Raw genomic sequence first — 11669 nt, 5'->3', positions numbered from 1 at the left:
CGTGACGGACCAAGCCGGGAAGTTACTCCGCCTGCTCGGCTAATGCACCCATTTGTCTGTCTTTTCGTGGCCATGTCGAGGCATTGGTCGCAGGGCGGTTGCCTAGAGCAGAGCGGATGCTCAATAATCGCGCAATTGAGAATGCATGGCAGTTGCCAATGAATCCCGTAGCTATTCATACCTCCACTATCCTCGCCATCGAGGACGACCCGGTGCTGGGTGCCTACCTGCACGAGGAGCTGCAGCGTGGCGGCTTCCAGGTGACCTGGTGCCGTAATGGGCTCGAAGGCCTTGAAACCGCAGGCCGGCAGGCATTCGACGTGGTGTTGATGGACATCCTGCTGCCAGGGCTCAACGGCCTGGATGCACTGGCTCAATTGCGCACGCGCAGCACCACGCCGGTGATCCTGATGTCTGCGCTGGGCGCAGAAGCCGACCGTATCAGTGGTTTTCAGCGCGGCGCCGACGACTACCTGCCCAAGCCCTTCAGCATGGCCGAGTTGCAGGTACGCATCGAGGCGATCCTGCGGCGCGTGGCTCTGGAGCGGCGCCATCAGCCGCAGCAAGAGGCCGCCGGAGGTGGGTTGCAGTTCGACGAGGGGCTCAGCGACGTCAGGCTCGAAGGGCGCCTGGCAGGCTTGACCCCCAGCGAATACCGCCTGCTCGAGATCCTCAACCGCAACCTGGACGAGGTGCTGAGCAAACCCTTCCTTTATCAGCAGGTCTTGCAGCGCGGTTACTCGCGGCATGATCGCAGCCTGGACATGCATGTCAGCCAGATCCGCCGCAAGCTCAAGGGCATCGGCTACCACGAACGGCAGATCCGCACGGTCTGGGGCAAAGGTTACGTGCTTAGCGCCAGCGAGATGGAGTGAGCCATGCTCGACCGCCATTCGCTGTTCTGGAAGCTGGCCATCCTGCTGGTGGGCTTCTGCCTGCTGATGATCGGCCTGAGCTACACCTGGGGCCGGCACATGGAAACCCAGAACGCCTTCCTGTCCGAACCGGCCCGCCAACTGCTGCGCGGTTATGCGGCTGAGGCCGAGCAGGCCTGGCGCAGCGATGGGCGCGCGGGGCTGGACCGTTGGGTGCAGGCCATGCACCAGCGCGAGCGTGGCTGGGTCGGCGTGCTCGACATCAGCCTGCGGCCGCTCGACAGCGCCACCCTGAACCCCCAGATCATGCAACGGCTAACGCGCCTGCGCGGCGTCGATTGGCCGATGAGCCTGCGCAGTGTCGACCAGCCGTGGTTGCGCATTCCGTTCCCGGGGGCGCCGGAGCAGGGCATGCTGGTGATCGAACTGCCAGAGCGCCTCAACCCCGGCCAGTACCGCATGCTGTGGCGGGTGCTGACCAACGGCATTATTCCCGCTCTGTTCACCTTGCTGCTGTGCGTTGGGCTGTACCGCATGCTGATCGTGCCGCTCAACCAACTGCGTGAGCAGGCCAATGCCTGGCGCGCCGACCAGCTGTCGGCCCGCCTCGATTCGCGCACCATCGCCCGGCATGACGAACTCGGCGAGCTGGCCCGCGCGTTCGACCAGATGGCCGAACGGCTGCAGGGTACGGTGGCCATGCAGCAACAGATGCTGCGCGACCTGTCTCATGAAATGCGCACGCCGCTCAGCCGGCTACGCGTGGCCTGCGATGGCGAAACCGACCTGCTGCGCCTGCGCGAACGCCTGGCGCGTGAAGTGGACTGCATGCAGCAGTTGGTCGAGGGCACCCTGCAATTGGCCTGGCAGGATGCCGAGCGTGCGCCGATGAACCTTGAGCCCATCCAGGTTCAGGCGTTGTGGGACCTGCTCGCCGAGGATGCCAGCTACGAAAGCGGCTGGTCGCCCGAACGCCTGCGCTGCGAACTGCCCGCCAGTTGCTGGGTGCAGGGCAACCTCAACCACCTGGCCCAGGCGCTGGAGAACATGCTGCGCAATGCCATCCGCCACTCGCCGACTAACGGCGTGGTGCGCTTGGGTGGGCAGCGCGACGGCAACCACTGGCGGCTGTGGCTGGAAGACGAGGGCGGTGGGGTTGCAGAAGAGGACCTGGAACGGATCTTCGCGCCGTTCTCGCGGCTGGACGGTTCGCGGCCTGGGGACGGCGGTTTCGGGCTGGGTTTGAGCATTGCGCGCAGTGCCATCCAGCGCCAGGGCGGGACCTTGTGGGCAGAAAATAGCAAGCGCGGGCTGCGTCTGTGCATGCGCTTGCCGCTCCATGTGCCAGCCCCCGCCAAGGACAACCCACGGCCGCAAGTTGCCGCGTTATAGCTTGTAGCTATATGCATCACAGATTGCGTGATATGGCGCGCAAAGGATTGCCGGTATGATAGGCGCCCCTGCCGTCCGGATTGTGAAATACGCCATGACCTTGCAGTACCCAACCATCGCCGATTGCGTCGGCAATACGCCCCTGGTTCGCCTGCAGCGCATTGCCGGAGAGACCAGCAACACGCTCCTGCTCAAGCTCGAAGGTAACAATCCCGCCGGTTCGGTCAAGGACCGCCCGGCGCTGTCGATGATCGCCCGCGCCGAACTGCGCGGCCAGATCAAACCGGGTGACACGCTGATCGAGGCGACCTCGGGCAACACTGGCATCGCCCTGGCGATGGCGGCAGCGATCAAGGGTTACAAGATGATCCTGATCATGCCAGACAACTCCACCGCCGAGCGCAAGGCCGCCATGACGGCCTATGGTGCCGAGCTGATTCTGGTGACCAAGGAAGAGGGCATGGAAGGTGCCCGCGACCTCGCCGAGAAGCTGCAGGCCGAGGGCCGCGGCCTGGTGCTCGACCAGTTCGCCAATGGCGACAACCCGATCGCCCATTACAACAGCACCGGCCCGGAAATCTGGCAGCAGACCCAGGGCACTATCACCCATTTCGTCAGCTCGATGGGCACCACCGGCACCATCATGGGCTGCTCTCAGTACCTCAAGGAGCAGAACCCAGCCGTGCAGATCATCGGCCTGCAGCCGATGGAAGGCTCGGCCATTCCGGGCATCCGTCGCTGGCCTGAGGAATACTTGCCGAAGATCTTCGACGCCACCCGCGTCGATCGCGTGGTCGACATGTCCCAGCAGGAAGCCGAAGACACTACCCGCCGCCTTGCCCGTGAAGAGGGCATTTTCTGCGGCGTGTCTTCCGGTGGTGCGGTCGCGGCGATGCTGCGCCTGTCCCGCGAGGTGGAAAACGCGGTAATGGTCGCAATCATCTGCGACCGTGGTGACCGATACCTGTCCACTGGCCTGTTTGATCCGAGCTAAATGTCCAAGAAGAAAAGCAACAGCGGCCTGCGCTTCCAGCCAGCCGGTGGCAACCGTAGCCCCCAGGTTCCCGTGGGCAAGAAACAGCGCCTGGATATCGAGCGCCTGGCCGGTGACGGCCGTGGCATCGCCTTCCATGAAGGGCGTACCTGGTTTGTCAGTGGCGCGTTGGCCGGTGAAGCCGTCGAGGCCCGTGTACTCAATGCCCGCGGCAAAGTCGTGGAGGCGCGCCTGGAGCGCGTGCTGCAGGCCAGCCCCGAGCGGCGCGAAGCACCTTGCCGGCACTATGCCCGCTGTGGCGGCTGCAACCTGCAGCATCTGCCCCATGAAGCGCAGCTGGCGCTCAAGCAACGCACCCTGGCCGACCAGCTGCAGCGGGTTGCCGGCGTGCAACCCGAGGCCTGGGCCGCCCCCCTGAGCGGGCCGGAATTCGGCTACCGGCGCCGGGCGCGGGTGGCTGTGCGCTGGGACATCAAGGCGCGTCAGCTGGAGGTCGGGTTCCGTGCCGAAGCCAGCCAGGACATCATTTCAATCGACGACTGTGCAGTGCTGGTACAGCCCTTGCAGTCGATTCTGCGCCACTTGCCGACGGTGCTGCGTTCGCTGAGCAAACCGCAGGTCATCGGCCATGTGGAACTGTTCAGCGGCACCGCTGAGGCGCTGCTGGTGCGCCATGTCGCGCCGCTGCCGGGGGATGACCTGGCCCGCCTGCAGGCATTTTGCGACGAGGCCAAGGCACAGCTCTGGCTGCAGGGCGAGGGTGAACCGGCGCCGGTAGACGCGGCCACGACCCTGGGCTTTACCCTCGAACCCTGGCAGCTGGAATTGGCCTGGCGCCCCGGTGATTTCGTGCAGGTTAACGCCCAGGTCAATACGGCGATGATCGAGCAGGCGTTAGCCTGGCTCGCACCGCAAGCCGACGAACGTGTGCTTGACCTGTTCTGCGGCCTGGGTAATTTTGCCCTGCCGTTGGCGCGGCAGGCGCGTGAAGTGGTGGCGGTGGAAGGTGTACAGGCCATGGTCGATCGGGCCGCGGCCAATGCCCGAAACAACAATGTGCATAACGCACGGTTTTTTCAGGCCGATTTATCGCAGCCTTTGGCAGGTGCCGAGTGGGCCGCCGAAGGCTTTTCTGCGGTACTCTTGGACCCACCGCGCGACGGTGCTTTCGAGGTGGTGCAAGACATCGCACGCCTCAAGGCCAAGCGGCTGGTCTACGTATCGTGCAACCCGGCCACGCTGGCGCGAGACGCCCAGGTGCTGGTCGGACAGGGGTACCGGTTAAAAAGGGCCGGGATTCTCGACATGTTTCCTCAGACGGCGCATGTCGAGGCCATGGCGTTATTCGAAGCGGGCTAGCAGACTGGCCCGTTGGTGCGGTTGCCAGGGAATGGCGGCCACACGGTGGAAGCCTGCGCACCCGCGTGGTGCGCTGTATGGAAAGGTAAAACAAAGATGGTACAGGTGAGAGTGCACCAGCCGGTCAACACTGACGGCAGTATCAATCTCGAAGCATGGCTGGATCATGTGGTAAGCGTCGATTCAGCCCTGGATCGCGCAGCGCTGAAAGAGGCCTGCGAATTCGCTCACGAAGTCGAGAAGAAGGGTAACCCTGCCAAGCATTCCTGGGCCGACGGTACGTCCAGCTTCCAAGCGGGCCTGGAGATCGCCGAGATTCTCGCCGACCTCAAGCTCGACCAGGATTCGCTGGTAGCCGCCGTCATTTACCGTTCGGTGCGTGAAGGCAAGGTGACCCTGGCTGAAGTCAGCCAGCGTTTTGGCCCGGTGGTGTCCAAGCTGATCGACGGCGTGCTGCGCATGGCGGCCATCAGTGCCAGCCTCAGCCCGCGCCAGTCGCTGGTGCTGGGCTCCCAGGCGCAGGTCGAGAACCTGCGCAAGATGCTCGTGGCCATGGTCGACGACGTGCGCGTTGCACTGATCAAGCTGGCCGAGCGCACCTGCGCGATCCGTGCGGTCAAGGCCGCCGACGACGAAAAACGCCTGCGCGTCGCGCGCGAGGTGTTCGACATCTATGCCCCCCTGGCGCATCGCCTGGGCATCGGTCACATCAAGTGGGAGCTGGAAGACCTGTCCTTCCGCTACCTTGAACCCGACCAGTACAAACAGATCGCCAAGCTCCTGCACGAGCGCCGGCTGGACCGCGAGCGCTTCATCAGCGACGTGATGAACCAGCTGCAGAACGAGCTGCTGGCCACCGGCGTGAACGCCGACATCAGTGGCCGGGCGAAACACATCTATTCGATCTGGCGCAAGATGCAGCGCAAAGGCCTGGAATTCAGCCAGATCTACGATGTGCGTGCGGTGCGTGTGCTGGTCCCGGAGATCCGCGATTGCTACACCGCGCTGGGTATCGTGCATACCCTGTGGCGGCACATCCCCAAGGAATTCGACGACTACATCGCCAACCCGAAGGAAAACGGCTACCGCTCGCTGCACACGGCGGTGATCGGCCCCGAGGGCAAGGTGCTGGAGGTGCAGATCCGCACCCACGGCATGCACGAGGAAGCGGAGCTGGGGGTTTGCGCCCACTGGCGCTACAAGGGCACCGACGTCAAGCCGAGCTCCAATCACTACGAAGAGAAGATTTCCTGGCTGCGCCAGGTGCTCGAGTGGCATGAAGAGCTGGGTGACATCGGCGGCCTGGCCGAGCAGCTTCGCGTCGACATTGAGCCGGACCGGGTCTACGTGTTCACCCCGGACGGCCATGCCATCGACCTGCCCAAGGGCGCTACGCCGCTGGACTTCGCCTACCGCGTGCACACCGAAATCGGCCACAACTGCCGCGGCGCCAAGATCAACGGGCGTATCGTGCCGCTGAACTACAGCCTGCAGACCGGCGAGCAGGTCGAGATCATCACCAGCAAACACGGCAACCCCAGCCGTGACTGGTTGAACTCCAACCTGGGTTACGTCACCACCTCGCGGGCACGGGCCAAGATCGTTCACTGGTTCAAGCTGCAGGCACGCGACCAGAACGTCGCCGCCGGCAAGACCTTGCTCGAGCGCGAACTCAGCCGCCTGGGCCTGCCGCAGGTGGACTTCGAGCGCCTGGCCGAGAAGACCAACGTCAAGACCGCCGAAGACATGTTCGCCTCGCTCGGCGCGGGTGATCTACGCCTGGCTCACCTGGTCAACGCTGCCCAGCAGTTGCTGGAGCCTGAGCGTATCGAGCAGATCGAGCTGGTGCAGCGCAAGCCCACGGGCCCGCGTACCGGCAAGCGCGGCGATATCCAGATCCAGGGTGTCGGCAACCTGCTGACGCAGATGGCCGGTTGCTGCCAGCCGCTGCCGGGCGATGCCATCGTCGGCTACATCACCCAGGGCCGCGGCGTGAGCATCCACCGTCAGGACTGTGCCTCGGTGCTGCAACTGGCAGGCAAGGAGCCAGAGCGGATGATCCAGGTGAGTTGGGGGCCGATCCCGGTGCAGACCTACCCGGTCGACATCGTCATCCGTGCCTACGACCGCCCAGGCTTGTTGCGTGACGTGTCGCAGGTGCTGCTCAACGAGAAGATCAACGTGCTGGCGGTCAACACCCGCTCGAACAAGGAAGACAACACGGCGTTGATGTCGCTGACCATCGAGATTCCGGGCCTGGATGCGCTCGGGCGCTTGCTGGGGCGGATCTCGCAGTTGCCGAACATCATCGAGACGCGGCGTAACCGTACCCCTTGAACCCTGTGAGTTGGGGCCTCTTTGCGGCCCATCGCTGGCAAGCCAGCTCCCACAGCTATCCCACTGGCTTCAAGGCCTGTGCAGTACCTGTGGGAGCCGGCTTGCCGGCGATCGGGGGCAAAGCCCCCGCCAAGGAATAGCCCTATGACCTACACCCTCGAAGACCTGCTGCACCTCATGGCCCGCCTGCGCGACCCGCAATATGGCTGCCCGTGGGACTTGAAGCAGGACTACGCCAGCATCGTCCCGCACACTATCGAAGAAGCCTACGAGGTTGCCGACACCATCGAACGCGGCGATTTCGAGCACTTGCAGGGTGAGCTGGGCGATCTGTTGTTCCAGGTGGTCTATTACAGCCAGCTGGCCCGGGAAGAGGGGCGTTTCGAGTTTGACGGGGTGGTCGACAGCATCACCCGCAAGCTGATCCGCCGCCACCCGCACGTATTCCCGACCGGCGAGCTGTATGCACCGGTAGACACGCCCAGCTTGAGCGAGACCCAGGTCAAGTCGCGCTGGGAAGAGATCAAAGCCGAGGAGCGCGCCGAAAAAAGCGAACCCGAACAGCTGTCGCTGCTCGATGACGTGCCAACGGCATTGCCTGCATTGTCGCGGGCAGCCAAACTGCAAAAGCGTGCGGCCACGGTCGGTTTCGACTGGCCTGACGCATTGCCGGTGCTGGACAAGGTCCGCGAGGAGCTGGACGAAGTCCTGCAGGCCATGGCCGACGGTGATGCCGATGCGCTGGAAGATGAGGTCGGCGACCTGTTGTTCGCCACCGTCAACCTGGCCCGCCACCTCAAGCAAGACCCGGAACATGCCCTGCGCCGTGCCAATCGCAAGTTCGAGCGACGTTTCCGTTTTATCGAACAGGCATTGCGCGACAGCGGTCGGCCCATCGAAGACTGTAACCTTGACGAGCTGGATGCCCTTTGGGGTGAAGCCAAACGTCAGGAAAAGAACCTGCCCAGCTGCGGCTGAGCTGTTAAGTGAGTGAACATTCATGAGCCTTTCCCTTCGCGACCAATTGCTCAAAGCCGGTCTGGTCAACCAGAAACAGGTCTCGCAGACCAACAAAGCCCAGAAGAAACAAAAGCGCCTGGAGCACAAGGGCCAGGTCGAGGTGGACGACACCCAGCAGCGCCTGGCCAAGGAAGCCATGGCCGAAAAGGCCAAGCGTGACCAGGAGTTGAACCGCCAGCAGCAGGAAAAGGCCGAGCAAAAGGCCCGCGCCGCGCAGATCAAGCAATTGATCGAAGCGACCCGCCTGCCCAAGCTCAACAGTGAGGACTACTACAACTTCGTCGACGACAAGAAGGTCAAGCGCATTGCCGTCAATGCCCTGATGCGCAGCAAGCTGAGCAATGGCTCGCTGGCGGTCGTGTCGTTTGCCGGCGGCTACGAAGTGATTCCGCGTGAGGCGGCGGTGAAGATTCAGGAGCGCGACCCGCATCGCGTACTGCTGCTCAACACCCATGTCGAGGAAGCCGACGACGATGACCCGTACGCGGCTTACAAGATCCCTGACGATTTGATGTGGTAAGCATGAAAAACCCCGCCTAGGCGGGGTTTTTTGTTCAAAGACTGTGGCATTGCAGGGTCATTGTGTAGTGCGCTGACTTTCCAGGTCCTCAAGCTCTACACGGTACTGATGGGCTTCATGCTCATTGTGGAACATCCCGACCAATTGGCCTTGCTGGTGCACATCCCAGATCCGCACGCCAGCGGCCAGGCCTTCGTGGGACATTTTCGATTCGTCGCGTTCGGTTACTTGGACTGTCATCGGTAAACTCCACTGCTAGGTTGGTTGCGACACTGTGTCGCACACCTCCTTTATAGGGTTTGTTAGCAGGCTAAGTAAATAAAACAGGGATGAAACAAGTTTCATGAAGCTCAGGGGCTGCGATTTGCTTGGCTTGGGGTTTGAGTGGGAGCACAAATCGAGCGCCGCCGCGCGGCGCTTCGCAGCACAAGGCTGCTCCTACATTTGTTTCGGGCCAATGAATCCTGAGACACAGGCGCGCGCCCCTCATGCAGAACAAACAAGGCGGTCGCGCGCGTTGGTATAGGCGTGACTGGCCCGAAACAGATGTAGGAGCAGCCTTGTGCTGCGAAGCGCCGCGCGGGCGGCGCTCGATCTCATAGGCGCTGAAGATGCTGTGGCGAGCACCTCAAAAAACGAAGCCCCGCACAAGGCGGGGCTCCGGGTGCTTCAGGCTGCGGATCAGTTACCCTTCACCGGCTTGCCATCGACCGTGCCATCCTGCAGCACAATCACGTACTCCTTGCCATCGGTTTCGACCTGGCGCAGTTGTACCAGCAGGTAGTCCCAGCTCTTGGCGAACCACAGCTCGGTGATGCGCTTGCTCTGGCTAGGGTCGCGCACGCGCTCGACCTTGACCGCATCGACCTGGCCGGTCTTGGTGGTGACCTTCTCGGTGCCCAGAACGCGGAAGTCGTAGGTGTCGATCTCGTCACCGTCGACCACCTGGTAGGTCATGCTCTTCTTGCCGGCCGCCACATCATGCTGCAGCGCCAGTTGGTAGGACGACTTGTCCAGCACGCCGCGGTTGAGCGGCAGGTTGATCGCATCGCCACGGTCGCTACCGGTGACTTTCTTGCTGGTCCAGTCGAAGTTCAGGTCGACCTTCTTCGCTTTGCCCAGGCCGCCACGCTCGAAGTGGTACTTCTGCGGCAGCAGGGTGTCGTTTTCCAAGCGCAGGGTGCTTTGCTCGGTCAGGCTGGCGATCATCATGGAAGCCTTGAAATTAAGGTCCCAGGTACCGTTGGCATTCTTCACCAGGCTGCGCTCGGCGGTGCCGCTCATGGGCAGCTGCTTCCAGTCGGCGGTGTAGCTGGCCGAAAAAGGCTTCAGATCAGCTGCCTGGAGGGGCAGGGCGAGCACGGCGAGAGCCAAGAGCAGGGCGCGACGCATAAAGTCTCCTAGGATCGAATCAAGTGACCGCTGGCCGCCAGGGGCTGGCCATCCAGTAAGGCACCGTGCTCGTCCAGACGCAAGCGCCCCTCGGCGAACCAGTGCACGGCCAACGGGTAGATCAGGTGTTCCTGGTGGTGAACCCGCTGGGCCAGGCTTTCAGCGGTGTCGTCCGACTTCACCGGTACCACAGCCTGTACGACCAGTGGGCCGCCATCGAGTTCCTCGGTGACGAAGTGTACGCTGCAGCCATGCTCGGCGTCGCCTGCCTCCAGGGCCCGTCGGTGGGTGTGCAGGCCCTTGTACTTGGGCAGCAGCGACGGGTGGATATTGAGCAGGCGGCCCTGATAGTGGCGGACGAAGCCGCCACTGAGGATACGCATGAAGCCGGCCAGCACCACCAGGTCTGGCGCAAAGCCGTCGATGCGCGCCATCAGCGCGGCATCGAAGGCTTCACGACCGTCAAAGGCGGTGTGGTCCAGTACGGCGGTGTCGATGCCAGCGGCTGCGGCGCGTTGCAGGCCGTAGGCATCGGCGCGGTTGGACACCACCGCACGGATGCGCACCGGGCTGTCTTCACCGCGGCAGCTGTCGATCAGGGCTTGCAGGTTGCTGCCGGAACCCGACAGCAATACCACTACATTGCAGGTCTTGCTCGGCATCAGTGTGCCTTGAGGTTCTGCAGCTCGACCTGGGCGGCGCCTTCGGCGGCCTCTTCGATGCGGCCGATGACCCAAGGCTGCTCGCCTTCAGCGCGCAGAACGTTCAGGGCGTTTTCGACCTGGTCCTGAGCTACGCAGATGACCATGCCGACGCCGCAGTTCAGCACGCGGTGCATTTCATGCTCGTCAACGTTGCCTTGCGCCTGCAGGAAGTCGAATACCGCTGGACGCTGCCAGCTGGCCACGTCGACCACGGCCTGGGCGTTTTTCGGCAGTACGCGCGGGATGTTGTCCAGCAGGCCGCCACCGGTGATGTGGGCCATGGCCTTGACTGCGCCCGTCTGCTTGATCAGTTGCAGCAGCGGCTTGACGTAGATGCGGGTCGGCGCCATCAGCAGGTCGGTCAGTGGCTTGCCGTCGAGCTGGGTGTTCTCGATGTCGGTGCCGGACACTTCGAGGATCTTGCGGATCAGCGAGTAGCCGTTGGAGTGCGGGCCGGAAGACGGCAGGGCGATCAGCGCGTCGCCGGTGGCAACCTTGGAGCCGTCGATGATCTCGGCTTTTTCTACCACGCCGACGCAGAAGCCGGCCAGGTCGTAGTCTTCGCCTTCGTACATGCCAGGCATTTCGGCGGTTTCACCACCGACCAGCGAGCAGCCCGCCAGTTCGCAGCCTGCACCGATACCGGTGACCACGGTGGCGGCGACGTCGACGTTCAGTTTGCCGGTGGCGTAGTAGTCGAGGAAGAACAGCGGCTCGGCGCCGCACACCACCAGGTCGTTGACGCACATGGCGACCAGGTCCTGGCCGATGCTGTCGTGCTTGTTCAGGTTCAGGGCCAGGCGCAGCTTGGTGCCGACGCCATCGGTGCCGGAGACCAGAACCGGCTGCTTGTAGCCGGCCGGGATCTCGCAGAGGGCGCCGAAGCCACCCAGGCCACCCATGACTTCAGGGCGTGCGGTGCGTTTTGCCACGCCCTTGATGCGTTCGACCAGTGCTTCGCCGGCGTCGATGTCTACACCGGCGTCCTTGTAGCTCAGGGAGGGTTGCTTGCTCATTGATCCAGGCCTTTAGGAGGGAGGGATTCTTAAAAACGACCGTGACGGCCAAGGCCGGCT

The 11669-nt window shown here is 63.2% G+C and carries 11 protein-coding genes; 7 read left to right on the top strand and 4 right to left on the bottom strand.

The annotated features are described in order from the left end of the window. Window positions 1-158: 158 nt before the first annotated feature. The 7 genes from QOS90_RS10885 (at window position 159) to QOS90_RS10855 (ending at window position 8497) form a co-directional block, all read left to right on the top strand. Window positions 159-875: a response regulator transcription factor gene (locus tag QOS90_RS10885; RefSeq protein WP_027595846.1), complete on the top strand. Its 717-nt coding sequence runs from the start codon at window positions 159-161 to the stop codon at window positions 873-875. A 3-nt stretch (window positions 876-878) separates the two neighbouring features. After that, entirely contained in the window at window positions 879-2267 is a 1389-nt protein-coding gene (locus QOS90_RS10880; protein WP_027595847.1) for a sensor histidine kinase, read from the top strand. Between the two features lie 94 nt (window positions 2268-2361). After that, window positions 2362-3261, top strand: a complete 900-nt coding sequence (gene cysM, locus QOS90_RS10875) for a cysteine synthase CysM (RefSeq protein ID WP_027595848.1) — start codon at window positions 2362-2364, stop codon at window positions 3259-3261. Then, window positions 3262-4620 (top strand): 23S rRNA (uracil(1939)-C(5))-methyltransferase RlmD, encoded by a 1359-nt coding sequence (gene rlmD / locus QOS90_RS10870; RefSeq protein ID WP_027595849.1) that lies wholly within the window; start codon window positions 3262-3264, stop codon window positions 4618-4620. A gap of 96 nt (window positions 4621-4716) precedes the next feature. Next, window positions 4717-6957: a GTP diphosphokinase gene (gene relA, locus QOS90_RS10865; protein WP_027595850.1), complete on the top strand. Its 2241-nt coding sequence runs from the start codon at window positions 4717-4719 to the stop codon at window positions 6955-6957. 144 nt (window positions 6958-7101) lie between these two features. Then, on the top strand, window positions 7102-7935 hold the full coding sequence (mazG, locus tag QOS90_RS10860) for a nucleoside triphosphate pyrophosphohydrolase (protein WP_027595851.1): 834 nt from the start codon (window positions 7102-7104) through the stop codon (window positions 7933-7935). A gap of 22 nt (window positions 7936-7957) precedes the next feature. Beyond that, entirely contained in the window at window positions 7958-8497 is a 540-nt protein-coding gene (locus QOS90_RS10855; RefSeq protein WP_027595852.1) for a DUF2058 domain-containing protein, read from the top strand. 57 nt (window positions 8498-8554) lie between these two features. Here the strand turns inward: QOS90_RS10855 and QOS90_RS10850 are convergent, their stop codons facing one another. The 4 genes from QOS90_RS10850 to purM form a co-directional block, all read right to left on the bottom strand. Beyond that, a complete protein-coding gene (locus QOS90_RS10850) occupies window positions 8555-8737 on the bottom strand; it encodes a hypothetical protein (RefSeq protein ID WP_027595853.1) in 183 nt (60 codons plus the stop codon). Between the two features lie 441 nt (window positions 8738-9178). Further along, complete coding sequence (locus QOS90_RS10845; protein WP_027595854.1) at window positions 9179-9889, bottom strand: DUF3108 domain-containing protein; 711 nt, start codon at window positions 9887-9889, stop codon at window positions 9179-9181. An 8-nt stretch (window positions 9890-9897) separates the two neighbouring features. Then, complete coding sequence (gene purN, locus QOS90_RS10840) at window positions 9898-10551, bottom strand: phosphoribosylglycinamide formyltransferase (protein WP_085272756.1); 654 nt, start codon at window positions 10549-10551, stop codon at window positions 9898-9900. Continuing rightward, window positions 10551-11609, bottom strand: a complete 1059-nt coding sequence (gene purM, locus QOS90_RS10835) for a phosphoribosylformylglycinamidine cyclo-ligase (protein WP_027595856.1) — start codon at window positions 11607-11609, stop codon at window positions 10551-10553. The genes purN and purM overlap by 1 nt, the downstream gene beginning before the upstream one ends. Window positions 11610-11669: the final 60 nt, after the last annotated feature.

The organism is Pseudomonas sp. LAIL14HWK12:I10 (assembly GCF_900184205.1).
In the GTDB taxonomy this organism is placed as follows: Bacteria; Pseudomonadota; Gammaproteobacteria; order Pseudomonadales; family Pseudomonadaceae; genus Aquipseudomonas; species Aquipseudomonas kermanshahensis.
This window is presented reverse-complemented; position numbering and strand designations above follow the sequence as displayed.

What these genes read in the sequence shown, in the direction of transcription:
- purN (WP_085272756.1), bottom strand. Translation starts at nt 10,551, where the DNA reads ATGCCGAGCAAGACCTGCAATGTAGTGGTATTGCTGTCGGGTTCCGGC.
- relA (WP_027595850.1), top strand. Translation starts at nt 4,717, where the DNA reads ATGGTACAGGTGAGAGTGCACCAGCCGGTCAACACTGACGGCAGTATC.
- QOS90_RS10885 (WP_027595846.1), top strand. Translation starts at nt 159, where the DNA reads ATGAATCCCGTAGCTATTCATACCTCCACTATCCTCGCCATCGAGGAC.
- QOS90_RS10845 (WP_027595854.1), bottom strand. Translation starts at nt 9,889, where the DNA reads ATGCGTCGCGCCCTGCTCTTGGCTCTCGCCGTGCTCGCCCTGCCCCTC.
- QOS90_RS10880 (WP_027595847.1), top strand. Translation starts at nt 879, where the DNA reads ATGCTCGACCGCCATTCGCTGTTCTGGAAGCTGGCCATCCTGCTGGTG.
- QOS90_RS10850 (WP_027595853.1), bottom strand. Translation starts at nt 8,737, where the DNA reads ATGACAGTCCAAGTAACCGAACGCGACGAATCGAAAATGTCCCACGAA.
- cysM (WP_027595848.1), top strand. Translation starts at nt 2,362, where the DNA reads ATGACCTTGCAGTACCCAACCATCGCCGATTGCGTCGGCAATACGCCC.
- rlmD (WP_027595849.1), top strand. Translation starts at nt 3,262, where the DNA reads ATGTCCAAGAAGAAAAGCAACAGCGGCCTGCGCTTCCAGCCAGCCGGT.
- QOS90_RS10855 (WP_027595852.1), top strand. Translation starts at nt 7,958, where the DNA reads ATGAGCCTTTCCCTTCGCGACCAATTGCTCAAAGCCGGTCTGGTCAAC.
- mazG (WP_027595851.1), top strand. Translation starts at nt 7,102, where the DNA reads ATGACCTACACCCTCGAAGACCTGCTGCACCTCATGGCCCGCCTGCGC.
- purM (WP_027595856.1), bottom strand. Translation starts at nt 11,609, where the DNA reads ATGAGCAAGCAACCCTCCCTGAGCTACAAGGACGCCGGTGTAGACATC.